The 13,107-nt window shown below is 62.0% G+C and carries 9 protein-coding genes, 1 tRNA gene and 1 pseudogene; 9 read left to right on the forward strand and 2 right to left on the reverse strand.

All coding sequences use genetic code 11. The annotated features are described in order from the left end of the window. Positions 1-580: 580 nt before the first annotated feature. The 5 genes from AC1Q7H_RS24015 (at position 581) to AC1Q7H_RS24035 (ending at position 5,692) form a co-directional block, all read left to right on the forward strand. Positions 581-1,468: a LysR substrate-binding domain-containing protein gene (locus AC1Q7H_RS24015; RefSeq protein WP_153956426.1), complete on the forward strand. Its 888-nt coding sequence runs from the start codon at positions 581-583 to the stop codon at positions 1,466-1,468. 157 nt (positions 1,469-1,625) lie between these two features. Continuing rightward, positions 1,626-2,375, forward strand: a complete 750-nt coding sequence (locus tag AC1Q7H_RS24020) for an SDR family NAD(P)-dependent oxidoreductase (protein ID WP_153956446.1) — start codon at positions 1,626-1,628, stop codon at positions 2,373-2,375. A gap of 84 nt (positions 2,376-2,459) precedes the next feature. After that, entirely contained in the window at positions 2,460-3,788 is a 1,329-nt protein-coding gene (locus AC1Q7H_RS24025; RefSeq protein WP_013959246.1) for an MFS transporter, read from the forward strand. 45 nt (positions 3,789-3,833) lie between these two features. Next, positions 3,834-4,679, forward strand: coding sequence for a transketolase (locus AC1Q7H_RS24030; RefSeq protein WP_153956427.1), 846 nt, complete (start codon positions 3,834-3,836; stop codon positions 4,677-4,679). Beyond that, on the forward strand, positions 4,676-5,692 hold the full coding sequence (locus AC1Q7H_RS24035) for a transketolase family protein (protein ID WP_013959248.1): 1,017 nt from the start codon (positions 4,676-4,678) through the stop codon (positions 5,690-5,692). Before AC1Q7H_RS24030 ends, AC1Q7H_RS24035 begins: the two co-directional genes overlap by 4 nt. Before the next feature lie 465 nt (positions 5,693-6,157). Here AC1Q7H_RS24035 and AC1Q7H_RS24040 read toward each other — a convergent pair whose 3' ends face one another. Together AC1Q7H_RS24040 and prpR are read right to left on the reverse strand one after the other, a co-directional pair. Beyond that, positions 6,158-7,384, reverse strand: coding sequence for an MFS transporter (locus AC1Q7H_RS24040; protein WP_153956428.1), 1,227 nt, complete (start codon positions 7,382-7,384; stop codon positions 6,158-6,160). Positions 7,385-7,949: 565 nt separating this feature from the next. Then, positions 7,950-9,872, reverse strand: coding sequence for a propionate catabolism operon regulatory protein PrpR (gene prpR, locus AC1Q7H_RS24045; RefSeq protein ID WP_153956429.1), 1,923 nt, complete (start codon positions 9,870-9,872; stop codon positions 7,950-7,952). Between the two features lie 233 nt (positions 9,873-10,105). Here prpR and AC1Q7H_RS24050 point away from each other — a divergent pair, with 233 nt between their 5' ends. The 4 genes and pseudogenes from AC1Q7H_RS24050 to AC1Q7H_RS24065 form a co-directional block, all read left to right on the forward strand. Beyond that, positions 10,106-11,083: a Bug family tripartite tricarboxylate transporter substrate binding protein gene (locus AC1Q7H_RS24050; RefSeq protein ID WP_153956430.1), complete on the forward strand. Its 978-nt coding sequence runs from the start codon at positions 10,106-10,108 to the stop codon at positions 11,081-11,083. Between the two features lie 47 nt (positions 11,084-11,130). Further along, a complete protein-coding gene (locus tag AC1Q7H_RS24055; protein ID WP_153956431.1) occupies positions 11,131-12,123 on the forward strand; it encodes a quinone oxidoreductase family protein in 993 nt (330 codons plus the stop codon). A gap of 655 nt (positions 12,124-12,778) precedes the next feature. Further along, positions 12,779-12,855: transfer RNA gene (locus AC1Q7H_RS24060), tRNA-Ile, on the forward strand. A gap of 91 nt (positions 12,856-12,946) precedes the next feature. After that, positions 12,947-13,107 (forward strand): annotated as a pseudogene (locus AC1Q7H_RS24065) (IS256 family transposase); the annotation flags it as partial.

Consider the following 13,107-nt stretch of genomic DNA (forward strand, 5'->3'; position numbering starts at 1 on the left):
TCCTGTTTGCGGGCCTTCGCGGGCGCGCGGCCGCCTGCACGGATACCGGATGCGGACGCGCCTTGTGGTACCTGCTAAAAAGCTCGCTTCCACGGTACATGGGACGTGCAGGCGGGACAAGGAAGATTCTCGTCTCTGACCTCCATTTTCTCTTGTCGCGGGCGATGGCGTTGGGCGCTCGCCTGTGCCGTTCGGGAGGGGCAGTGTCCTCCATATTTTGCGAAAATTTCACGAATTCCGGCCGAGCCTCAAAACGCGGCCTTCGGTCGAGATATGCCTTATACGGCATATGCGCCGCTGAAAGATATTGATCCGTTAGGAAAATGTAGTATCCGTGCCAGCTCATCCTCAAGCGCCACAGGCACTGGATGACTGATCGTCTCTCATCGACCCCATTCGGTCATTCTCGGTCTGCTGTGGGAATGACCGAAGCTAGGCGTATCCCTGTCATTGGGAATTGTGGTAATGGCACACGCACAATTCGATAATCCCGTGCCGTCGCGTAGAATTCCGATACGTCCATGTCCTTGATCCCCCCGGCGCAAATGCGTGCCACGATTGCACACCGAGGCTAAATAACATGCGGATTCCTCCGGTGAAGGCCATCATTGCCTTCGAAAGCGTTGCCAGAACCAAGAGCGTCAGCCGTGCATCGGAGGAACTGGGCTTGACGGCGTCCGCTGTTAGCCACCAGATCGGTAACCTCGAGGAGGCGCTCGGCCAGGCGCTCTTCTTCCGGCAAGGACGCGGATTGGTCCTGACGCCTGTCGGCGAGCAATATCTCCGTGACATTACCGGTGTGCTCGCCGATTTGAATCGTGCGACGGAGCGCGCTTCCAGCCCAGCCAACATCGAGATCCTGCGGGTCCACTCGAGTCCCAGTTTCGGCCTAATGTGGCTATTGCCGCGGCTGGAATCCTTCCAGGCTGACAACGGCGACATCCAGTTGAACCTGTCCTGCTCCTATGAGGACATCTCCTTCACGGGCGGCTACTACGATGTGGATATCCGACACGGCTATGCCCATTGGCGCGATGTCGAGGTCAGGACCTTGCGCCGCGAGACCATTGCCCCGCTCGCGTCGCCGGCCTACCTCGAGAAGCATCCCATAGCGACGCCGACTGACCTGCTCGCGCAGCGGCTCATCTATTCGGAAACCCCGCTTGTCCAATGGCAGCAATGGCTCGCCAGATTCGGCGTCGCGGGCGGTCGCAAGACGTTCGATTTCACCTTCGACCGCTCCTACATGTCGCTCGAAACCGCGGCGCTGGGGCTTGGCGTGGCGCTGGAAAGCACGCTGCTGGCCTCTGTCATGATCCGCAAGGGCGCGCTCGTTCCCGTGTTCGACGATGCCCATGCCATCGAGGTTGGCAGCCACCACCTCGTCTATCCCCAGCAGAACACCGACCTGCCGCGCGTGGCGCGCTTCCTGGCCTGGATGGAGCGCCAGTTGCCGAACTCTGGCTGAGCGAATATTCAAAAGTGCCTCCGGCGGCGCCTTGCTGAACCCCGGTCGTGCCATCACCTGAAAATTTCTCAGCAATAGCTGAGGCAGACCGCGTTGATCGGCGGGCTGCCAGCGGCAACACTCGACCTAACAGAATTCAATGTCAAAGGAGACAAAGATGCTGGTCGAGAACAACGTAGTCATCATCACGGGCGCCGCCTCCCCGCGTGGCATCGGCAAGGCCACTGCCAAGGCCTTTGCGGCCCAGGGCGCCTCGGTAGTCATCCTCGACCTGCGCCTCGAGGACGCGCAGGCCGCCGCCAGCGAACTGGGCGACCAGCACCTGGGGCTGGCATGCGATGTGACAGACAAGGCCGCCTGCGAACGTGCGGCCCAGGCGGTGCTGCAGCGCTATGGGCGCATCGACGCGTTGGTCAACAACGCCGGCATCACCCAGCCGGTGCGCACGCTGGACATCCAGGCCGCCAACTACGACGCCGTGCTGGATGTGAACTTGCGCGGCACCCTCTATATGTCGCAGGCCGTGTTGCCGCAGATGCGCGAGCAGAAGCGTGGCAGCATCGTGTGCATGTCGTCGGTCTCCGCGCAGCGCGGCGGTGGCATCTTTGGCGGCCCGCACTACAGCGCGGCCAAGGCCGGCGTGCTGGGCCTCGCCCGCGCCATGGCGCGCGAGTTCGGGGCGGACGGCATCCGAATCAATTCCATTACCCCGGGCCTGATCCAGACCGACATCACCGGCGACAAGCTCACCCCCGAGATGCGTGCCGACATCATCAAGGGCATCCCACTGGGCCGCCTGGGCAACGCCATCGACGTGGCCAATGCCTGCGTATTCCTGGCCAGCGACATGTCCGCCTACCTCACTGGCATCACGCTGGACGTCAACGGCGGCATGCTGATCCACTAAATTCAAGTTGAAGCCGCCCGCAGAGGCGGAACAATCAACAGCCGGTGCGCCGCCGAAGCGGCGTAACCAGGCAGGAGACAACCAATGAAAACCAAATACGCAGCCTCGCCCATGGGCGGCGAGGCAACGCTGCACGCCGATGCCGCCAGCTTCGAGACCCGCACCTACGCCAAGGTGGTGAAGCGGCTCATCCCGTTTCTGATGCTGTGCTACCTGGGCGCCTACCTGGATCGGGTCAACGTGGGCTTTGCCAAGCTGCAGATGCTGAACGACCTGCAGTTCAGCGAAACCATCTACGGCCTGGGTGCAGGCATCTTCTTCCTTGGCTATTTCCTCTTCGAGGTGCCCAGTAACGTGATCCTCCACAAGGTGGGCGCCAAGCGCTGGCTGGCGCGGATTATGCTGACGTGGGCGGTGATCTCTGCCTGCTTCGCCTTCGTCAGTACGCCAACCCAGTTCTACATCCTGCGCTTCCTGCTAGGTGCGGCCGAGGCCGGATTCGCGCCCGGCGTGATCCTGTACATGACCTACTGGTTCCCGTCCGAGCGCCGGGCCAAGGCCTTGTCGCTGTTTTTCATGGCCATCCCGCTGGCGGGCATCGTAGGCGGGCCGCTGTCGGGCTACATCATGCATGCCTTCCACGGCATGGGCGACCTTGCCGGCTGGAAGTGGCTGTTCCTGCTCGAGGCACTGCCGTCGCTGTTCCTCGGGGTGGCCATCCTGCTTTACCTGGACAACGGCATCGAGCAGGCGCACTGGCTCACCGACGCCGAGAAGGCGCTGCTCAAGCGCAATATCGAAGGCGACAATGCGCAGAAGACGCAACACATGTCGATCCGATCCTTCATGGGCGACCGTCGTCTTTGGCTGATGGCCGGGATCTACTTCTGCGTGGTGCTGGGCCAGTACGGCCTGACATTCTGGCTGCCCACGATCATCCGCAAGGCCGGCGTGGCCGATCCGCTGTGGGTGGGCATCTACACCGCGCTGCCCTATCTCTGCGCCATCGTGGCCTTGCCGCTGGTTGGCATGAGCGCCGACCGCCACCGCGAGCGTCGTTTCCACCTGATGGTGCCGATGGTGGTGGCCGCAGCCGGGTTTGCCACGCTGCCAATGCTGGGCAGTGTCAGCGCATCGCTGGTGTGCCTGTGCATCGCCGCGGCGGGCATCCTGGCCTCGTCTTCGCAGTTCTGGGCGCTGCCCACCGCGCTGCTGGGCGGCATGTCGGCCGCAGCGGGCATTGCCGCGGTCAACTGCGTAGCCAACCTGGCCGGCTTCTTCTCACCCGCCATCGTGGGCTGGCTCAACGACCTGACTGGCAAGTCCACCGCCGGGCTGGTGTTCATCTCGGCCACCGTGGTGTTTGGCGCCATGCTGGTCTTCCTCGTTCCTGCCCGCTCCGTGAACCGCTGATACCTGATATCCATGAATGCTGACCAATTGATTGCAGGAGACACCATGCAACATCCATCCACCGACCAGGCCGTGTCCTTGCGGGACCGCGCCTATCGTATCCGCCGCAATGCATTGCTGATGGGCGAAGTGCAGGGCCAGGGCTACATCGGCCAGGCGCTCGATATTGCCGACGTGCTCGCCGTGGCCTACTTCGACGCCATGCGCTATCGCCCGGATGATCCCCTATGGGAAGGGCGCGACCGCTTCCTGCTGTCCAATGGCCACTACGCCATCGCGCTATACGCGGCACTGCTGGAGGCCGGCATCCTGCCCGCCGAGGAGCTTGAGACCTATGGCAGCGACGACAGCCGCTTGCCGATGTCGGGCATGGCCAGCTACACACCTGGCATGGAGATGTCGGGCGGTTCGCTGGGACAGGGGCTGACCATCGCCGTGGGCCGTTGTCTCGGGCTCAAGCGCAAGGGCTCGGACAACTTCGTCTACACGCTGTTCTCGGATGGCGAACTGGATGAGGGCGCCATCTGGGAAGGCATCATGTCTGCCGCCCACTGGAAGCTGGACAACCTGATAGCCATGGTCGACGTCAACAACCAGCAGGCTGACGGTCCCTCCACGCAGATCATGGCCTTCGAGCCACTGGTGCCCAAGCTGGAAGCATTCGGGTGGTTCACGCAGCGCGTGGACGGAAACGACATCGACGCCGTGGCCGCCGCCTTCCGCGCGGCACGCGAGCACCGCGGCGCGCAGCCGCGCATGATCATCTGCGATACCCGCATGGGGTGCGGCGTGCCGTTCCTTGAACAGCGGGAGAAGAACCACTTTATCCGCGTGGATGCCGACGAATGGCAACTCGCACTGCAGGCCCTCGAAGCCGGGAGACAAGCATGAGCAACATCAACGCCAACCAGACTGCCACCGCCAAGCCGAAGCTCAAGACCTCGGCGATGATCGCCTCCATCGCTGGCGAGGGGCAAGCCACGCGGTCCGCGCCGTTCGGCCACGCGCTGGTGGAGCTCGGCCGGCAGAAGCAGAACGTGATCGGCATGACGGCCGACCTGGGCAAGTACACCGACCTGCATCTCTTTGCGAAGGCTTATCCCGAGCGCTTTTACCAGATGGGCATGGCCGAGCAGCTCCTGATGGGTGCCGCGGCCGGCTTCGCACACGAGGGCGCCCAGCCGTTTGTCACCACGTATGCGGTGTTTGCCACGCGGCGTGCCTACGACTTCATGCATCAGGCCATCGCGGAGGACAACCTCGACGTGAAAATCGTGTGCGCGCTGCCCGGACTCACCACCGGCTACGGCCCCAGCCACCAGGCGGCGGAGGACCTGGCGCTGATGCGCGCCATGCCCAACATGACGGTGATCGACCCGTGCGACGCCATCGACATCGAGCAGATGGTGCCAGCCATCGCCGCGCACAACGGGCCGGTGTATGCGCGCCTGCTGCGCGGCAATGTGCCGGTGGTGCTGGACGAGTACAACTACAAGTTCGAGCTGGGCAAGGCCAAGCTGCTGCGCGATGGCGGTGAAGTGCTGGTGATCTCGTCGGGCATCATGACCATGCGCGCGCTGGAGGTGGCCAAGGCGCTGGAGAAGGATCGCATCGGTGTGGCGGTACTGCACGTGCCGACCATCAAGCCACTCGATACCGAGACCATCCTGCGCGAGGCGAAGCGGCAAGGGCGCCTCGTAGTGGTGGCCGAGAACCACACGGTGATCGGCGGGCTGGGAGAAGCTGTGGCCACCACGCTGATGCAAGCGGGCACCGTAGTACCGTTCCGGCAGGTAGGTCTGCCGGACGAGTTTCTGGACGCAGGGGCACTTCCCACGTTGCACGATCGCTATGGCATTTCGGCGAATGTAATGGCGAAGGCGATCAAGCAATGGATTAAGTAGAGGCCATAGAGATCGTGTGCCGACGCCTTACACAGTTTCGCTTAGTAAGGCTGGTCCGTGTGCCGCAATCTACGCCCTCCGTGCCACTCCAAAAGAAAAGCGGCCGAAGCAAAGCAGACTTCGGCCGTTCGAATGAATCGCTGCGACTGACCGAAATTGGCCGGAAATAGACCCAGAGAGGAAACTGGCTCACCGCATCGCCTCATTTCCTGCGCATGCCAGCGTTCCTGCGCATGCCAGCGCTCATGCCAAGACGGCCGTGGATTCTGGAGCATTTCGTTCCATGGAAGGGGGCTTCTGGTGGAAGCCCACGAGTCCGATTTGAGTCTCGCTAGCGAGGAGACGCAAGCGCGCGTGAGGAAGCATTGAAGGTTGGCCCCGAAACTTATGAAGGCGAGCTGGAGATGGATTTTGTATCTTGGAACGCTCGGGTCCTCAGAAGTAAAGGCCTCGATTTGCTGGTCATTAGCCGATTCCTCCAGCGAGGCGGGCTGATTCAGGCAGGGATTTCAATCGCAGCATTGCCAGCACGCCTAAAGCAGGCCCAGGAGCCAAAAACACAAATGCCCATCGCCACCCGAAGGCGCCCGCTAGTAACGGGATGAGCCAGATCGTTGCGACCGTGAGAATGAAGCCGATGGCAAGTTGCAGTGTCAGGGCTGTTCCCACATAAGATTGGTCCGCAAGCTCTGTCACCATTGCAGAAAACTGCGGCGAGTCCGCGACCACGGTGAACCCCCACACTAGGCCAACAAGGAAAAGCAGCCAGGGGGACGAGTCGAACAACAACCCGATGAGCACGCAGCAAGTCCCCGAAATAGCCATCATGAGGGCGGTCGTCCTAGTCCTGCCCCACCGATCTCCGAGGATGCCACCGACCCAACAGCCCACCCCCCCAGCGGCGATAACTGCGAATGTCGCGTAGGCCGCGGCCGGGCCAACCCTGATTCCCTTGGCTACCAGCGCTTCGGAGAAGAACGCCAAGAACCACGCATACATTGCGAACAGTTCCCACATGTGGCCGAAGTATCCAAACGAAGCGAGCCTAACCCCGCGATTCGCGAATACCCGCCACGTTTGCGTGGGATCGAACCTCGCCCTGGGGAAGGGAAAAGGGCCTTCCTTCACCGCGAACACTGTGATTACGCCTCCCCCGAGGGTCAGCACGCTGGTTACGTAGATGACCAGCCGCCAGTTCAGTCCACCGAGTCCGTTGATGAGATGGGGCATCGCTTGGCCGACGACTATCGCTCCAACGAGAATCCCTAGCGCGATACCGCGCCCCTTGCGGAACCACGTGCACATCAGCTTGAGGGCCGGCGGGTAGACGCCGGCGAGGAAAAAGCCTGTTGCGAAGCGCAATGCGATTCCGACTCCTGCTCCGCTTGCGACCTCCAGCAGTCCGTTCGCTGTGGCAGCCCCGACCGCTCCCCCCATGATCACATGCCTCGGCGGCACGACATCTGAGATGTTGAGTAGGCTCGAGACCAGTGCGCCGCACACAAAGCCGAGTTGAACCGCGATGGTGAGCCACGCGGCCGCACTTACGGAGAGCGCCCATTCCGCGCGCAGTTGAGGAATCACTGCGGCGGCCGAGAACCACGGCGTCATGGACAGGACAAGCGTGACGGCGAGCAGCGCCAGTGCACGCCATCGACCGGGACTCTGCTCTTGGAGGACGTCCCCGCTCATTCTCGTACTCCATCCTCAATGTTGAATCGCGGCCGGATATTAGCCTGAATATTGCGTCTCGCATTACGAGACACTGACGCGCTCTATGCGCCGCTTTGCAACTGCAGACCGACGCGATCGAGCACGCTTCAATACGGAGAATCGTCGCCGACATGACGAGACCCGAATTCGAACTATAGCGTGATCTCGAAGCCTGATTCCCTGTCTGCGAAGTGGAATCGAATCCGGTGCAACGCACCACGGCCGCCAAGAGCGGGGCCAAGGCGCTCGCTTTTGGGGTTCTGCGACCCTCAGTCCCCCGCAGATCGGCGATGAATTTTTTTTGGTTCTGCGCCTATCCGCGGGGTAGGGTGACGGTCTCAAAGCGACCCCTTCTGAGTCATTCGAATACCTAGGACCGAAGGGCCGAAGGGCCGAGTCGGCCGAACTTCTGTCGTTGAAGCCATATGGCGCGAACGACTGGAGCAGGCCGCCTAGCGGCTCTTCGGTCAACGGTGCCTGAATCCTCGCTGATCGCCATAGCGGCCGCGTGGCCACTTTGTGCAGGAAAAATTCTTGAGAACCGCTAATTTTTGAGGAGGCGCCATAGGGTGGAGCGACCAATACCCAAGCGTTTTGCGGCCTGGGTACGGTTTCCTCCACACTCCTTGAGAATCTCCTTCACATTGGCGATGGTCATGCCAGAGAGCGTGGTGTCGGGCGGCTCCGGCATAGCGGCCAGTGAATCGTAGTGGTCCGGATCACGGTCGAGAAGTGCGGCCAGTTGTCTTGCTGGCACTGCCGCGCCGGCTTCGAGACAAGCCATGGCAACACGCTCGGCGAAGTTCTCGAGCTCGCGGACATTGCCTGGCCAGGCATGTTGTCTGGCGACGACCAGGGCGGCAGGCAGGACAGTGTCAAGCAAGTCTGCAAGCTGCACCCGTCGCATCGCCGCACTTACCAGCGCCGTTGCGAGAGAGTCGCGGTCCTCGGGGCGCTCGCGCAGTGGCGGCACCTGGACGCGCAGCACGCTAAGGCGATAGAAGAGATCTTTCCGAAAGGCGCCTTCGCGCACGCGCTCCCACAGGTCTCGATGCGTGGCGGCAACGATGCGGACATTGACCTGCAGGGTGTCGGTACCGCCGACTCGCGTCACTTCTCGCTCCTGCAAGACGCGTAGCAGCCGCGTTTGCAATAACGACGGCATCTCCGCCACCTCGTCGAGGAAGACCGTTCCTTCATTGGCGGCTTCGAATAGGCCCGCTTTACCGTTGCGCCGCGCGCCGGTGAAGGCGCCTTCTTCATAGCCAAAGAGTTCCGTCTCCAGCAGCGTCTCAGGCAATGCGCCGCAATTGACCGCCAGGAACGGGTGCCGCCGTCGGCGGCTGGCGTTATGCAGGCCTTGGGCAAGCAGTTCCTTGCCGACGCCGGTTGGCCCTGTGATCAGAACGGTAGCATCGCTGCGCTCGGCCGCAACTCGGCAACGGGTAATGGTGGCGGCCATGGCTGGCGAGGCGCCTACGATGTCCTCAAGCTTGTACCTGGCTGTTTGCGAGTGCGTGTACCGATGCGTTCGGAGCCTGTTAAAGGCCCTCTCGACGCGTGTCGGCTGGCGGAGCGTCAGTACCGCGCCAACGCGCACATTCCCTTCGTACAGCGGCGCTCGGTCAATGATTACCGTGCGTCCGTCGATCTCCTCAACGGCGCCGCTGTCATGCTCGCCATCTGACAGGGCACGTCCTGGACGCAAGGCAGGGAATGGTAGCGAGAGCGTTGTCCCGGTAGATGGGATGAGGGGACTGCCAACTAATTTCTCCGCTGCGGGATTGGCCGCGATCAGCCTGCCGGCGGCATCCAGCGCGACAACGCCATCGCCAAGGTGGTAGAGGACGCTGTTCAGCAGCGAATACCGCGAGCGCTCGACCGCTTTCGCGTTCGCCAGGGCGATCGCGTCTTCCAGCGCAAGCCGCACCGAGTCGACGGAATAGAGGAACACGCCTGCCATGCCCGCTGCGGCTGCCGCCTGCATGACTACGCCCGCGCCCACGACCACGCGCGTGTCCAGGCGCCGCAACTCGTCAATCACGTTGCGGACGTCCGGGGCAGACTCGTACGACCGAAAGACAATTGGCAAAGCGAACACTTCCGCAAACTTCGCCATGTCATCACCGGCATCGCGGTGGAGCACCACGGCAAGGCGTTCGGAGATTGCCCTGGCCCGGACGATAGCGGCCATCACGTCATGGCCGCCGACGCGTACGGAGACCACCGGAATCGACAAGTGGCTGCGCAGGAATTCAGCATTTGCGCCGGCTGAAACCACGACGTCGCACGGCGCCGATTCCTGCCGACGCTGAATCTCGGCGAGCGCCTCATCAAAATGCGCGTCGACCACGCTCACTTGCGCACGCGCGTGAAGCGCCGCACCCACGTCGCGGATGTGCTCGGCGAGCTGGTATGCGCTGACGCCAATGATCACGGGGCGGCGTGGCTTTGGGGGTTCTTCCATGAGAAGCGGCCGGGTGGCGTAACGGGTGGGGGTAGTTTAGCGTTTCATTCGATCGTTTCAAAGTGAAACGGTAGCGTTCCAATGTGACTCAATCCTGTTTGTTCTCCGAGCGGCTCGGTGACACTAATTTCTCATTACAAATCAGTTGGTTACACGGAAGTTTGGGTTCGCTTCGGCATCTGGCATGGCCATTGCGCTCATGGGGTCACCTACGAACACACCGCAGGAAACCCATGAATCGCAGAGACTTCAACCGCATCGCCTTAACCTTGCTCGGCGCCGCCCCGCTAACGGTGGCGCGCGCCGCCGAACGCTATCCCGCGAAGCCGATTTCCCTTGTCGTCGCCTACAGCGCCGGCGGAAGCGCCGACTTGCGGGCACGCCAGGTGGGCCGCTTCATGAGCACTGCCTTGGCGCAACCGGTCGTCGTGGAAAACCGGCCCGGCGGCGCGGGAAACATCGGTACGCAGTACGTGGCACGGGCGAGGCCCGATGGCTACGTGCTTGGCATCGGCAACCTTGGCCCATTGAGCGTCAATCCTTCGCTGTTTGCCAACCTCTCGTTCGATCCAGCCAGGGACCTGACAATGATCGCGCTGATTGAGCGCGGCCCGCTGCTACTGCTGGTCAGGCCGGATTCGCCGTACAGAACGGTGGCCGACTTGATACGGTCCGCCAAGGCCAGCCCCACCGGCTTGACTTATGGTTCCAGCGGAGCGGGCGGCGCGCATCATCTTTCCGGCGAATTGCTGAAGTCCATGACTGGCTGCAGCCTGGTACATATCCCTTACAAGGGCGGCGCCGGCGCGATGGTCGACCTACTGGGCGGCCGCCTTGATTTCCTGTTTGAGCCGATGTACTCGGCGCTGCCGGCAACACGTATGGGCAAGGTGCGCTCTCTGGCGATTACCAGCAAGGGGCGTTCGCCATTGCTTCCGGGCGTCCCAGCCATGAATGAGGCTGGCGTCCCCGGATTTCAGGTGGAGAACTGGCAGGGGCTGGTCGGCCCCGCTGGCCTGCCGACGCCCATCGTCCAGGTTCTCAACAAGACCGTCAATCAAGCGCTCGAGGACCGAGAGATTCGAGCCCTCCTGTTATCCCAGGGCAATGAGCCAGGCAGGGGGACGCCAGAGGCATTTGCAGCTTACGTCAAGGCAGAGAGAAGCCGCTGGCAACAACTGATCCGCTCCAGCGGAATCGAACCGAGCTGACTTACTGGACGCTTTTCTTTACACACAACCAAATTTCCGAGAACGAAATGAAAGCTATCATGATCGAGAGCTATGGCGGCCCCGAAGTCTTGCAGCGCCGGGAAGTACCAGCAGCGGAGCCCGGTCCCGGCGACATCGTTGTAAAAGTCGCCTTCGCCGGCATCAACTTCATGGATGTGCATACGCGTCAGGGCAAATATGCGATGTCGACGACTTACCCAGTGCGGCTCCCATGCACCTTGGGCATGGAGGGAGCCGGCGAGGTGGTCCATGTAGGTAGCGAAGTCAGCCGCTTCGCGCCCGGCGACCGGGTGGCATGGTGCATCGCATGGGGCAGCTATGCCGAGTACGCCCGGGTGCCGGCGGGGCTCGCGGTCCGGCTGCCCGACGACATCGCCTACGATCAGGCGGCGGCCAGTCTCTTCCAGGGCAGCACCGCCCACTATCTGCTCAACGAGGTGGCCAGGCTGCATGCCGGGCAGGCCTGCCTGGTGCACGCCGCCTCCGGCAACATCGGGCAGTTGCTCGTACAGATGGCCAAGGCCGCCGGCGTTACTGTTTTTGCGACGGGCAGCTCGCCGGAAAAGTGTGCCGTGGCACATCGCCTCGGCGCCGATCACGCCATGCTCTACGACCATGGCCGATTCGCCGACGCAATACGCGAGGCCACGCAGGGCCGTGGTGTTGATGTGGTATTTGACTCGGTGGGGAAAGCGACACTGCGCGACAGCTTCCGCGCCACGCGCAAGCGCGGGCTGGTGATCAATTACGGCAACGTTTCCGGATCGGTGGACGACCTGGACCCCATGGAGCTGGGGGAGAGCGGCTCATTGTTCCTGACCCGGCCTCGATTGGCAGACCACATGTCAGATCCTGAGACGGTACAGCGACGCGCGGATGACATCTTCGCGGCGCTCGCCTCAAAGCAAATCCATATTCCTATCGCGAACCGCTATGGCTTTGACGATGTGGAGCAGGCACATGCGATGATCGAGCAACGGCAGCAAATCGGCAAGTCCGTATTATCGATTGCTGTTTAGAGGCGGCACCGGATGGGCGCTTGCGGCGCCGACAATCCCCCGGGTCTCGATTGTGGCCGGCTGGCCTCCGCCCGCTGAAGGGCCGGAGAGCGGTTGTGAGCGGTCATCGAAGCTGAGGTTGCCGATCGTCTCTTGACCGGCCGACTCGGACTTCCAACCCCGCGGCTTCGGATGGCTCAAACTGGCCGGCTACCGCCATTGGGAATCCGCCAGCTTGAGCAGTAGCGGTTCGCCGTAGCGAGCAGAGCAGGGCAATCGCGAGGTCGGCGTACTGAGGCGCGGCGATAAAGTCCGATAACGTCGTGCTTATCGCGAATAATCGGGAGGCACGCTCCGATGCGTCGACGTCTTACGTGCTTCCGAGATCGGGGGGCACCGCCATCTCGGACTTCTCGCTCCCGGTTTCGCGCTGCCGCGCCAGTGCGGACTAAGACTAAGCATTCCGGGCTGTCAGCTGATTACGCCGGCTGCCATAAACGTCGCCACACAATGATGAGCCAGACCGCTATTAGGTGTGCCACCGCTGCGGTTATACTCCGCGCTTCGCGCTCACACGCGAAGCTCAGGCAGCGAAGAAGTGCTTGCTAAAACTCCGCGCCGACACGAAGAAGGCAGCAAGAGGTCGCCTTCGGGTAACATCTCGCGCTCCACGCAAGGGCCGGAAGCTTAAGTGGTATAAGCCGTCGACTCATAATCGACTGATAGTGGGTTCGAGTCCCACCCGGCCCACCAATAATAATGGTTCTCGGCATGCGAGGGATAGCGAGCCTGTCAGATTTCTTGTGTGTTGAGGTCATGAGACGATATCGAAAGAAACGCCCTTATGACCGAAACAAAAAGCATGACCAAGAAGAGCAAGAAATCAAGCGCGCCGAAGCTGTTTCCGGATGAGTTGATCGATCAACTGCTGGCTCAGGTACAGAACAAGGACGCCGAGTCGATTCTCGGTGAATCAGGCTTGGCCGGCCTGCTCAAGAAGCAGTT

The organism is Cupriavidus sp. GW823-FHT06D04 (genome assembly GCF_058795055.1).

Coding starts and splice junctions, on each gene's coding strand:
- AC1Q7H_RS24015 (WP_153956426.1), top strand. CDS start 581: ATGCGGATTCCTCCGGTGAAGGCCATCATTGCCTTCGAAAGCGTTGCC.
- AC1Q7H_RS24020 (WP_153956446.1), top strand. CDS start 1,626: ATGCTGGTCGAGAACAACGTAGTCATCATCACGGGCGCCGCCTCCCCG.
- AC1Q7H_RS24025 (WP_013959246.1), top strand. CDS start 2,460: ATGAAAACCAAATACGCAGCCTCGCCCATGGGCGGCGAGGCAACGCTG.
- AC1Q7H_RS24030 (WP_153956427.1), top strand. CDS start 3,834: ATGCAACATCCATCCACCGACCAGGCCGTGTCCTTGCGGGACCGCGCC.
- AC1Q7H_RS24035 (WP_013959248.1), top strand. CDS start 4,676: ATGAGCAACATCAACGCCAACCAGACTGCCACCGCCAAGCCGAAGCTC.
- AC1Q7H_RS24040 (WP_153956428.1), bottom strand. CDS start 7,384: ATGAGCGGGGACGTCCTCCAAGAGCAGAGTCCCGGTCGATGGCGTGCA.
- prpR (WP_153956429.1), bottom strand. CDS start 9,872: ATGGAAGAACCCCCAAAGCCACGCCGCCCCGTGATCATTGGCGTCAGC.
- AC1Q7H_RS24050 (WP_153956430.1), top strand. CDS start 10,106: ATGAATCGCAGAGACTTCAACCGCATCGCCTTAACCTTGCTCGGCGCC.
- AC1Q7H_RS24055 (WP_153956431.1), top strand. CDS start 11,131: ATGAAAGCTATCATGATCGAGAGCTATGGCGGCCCCGAAGTCTTGCAG.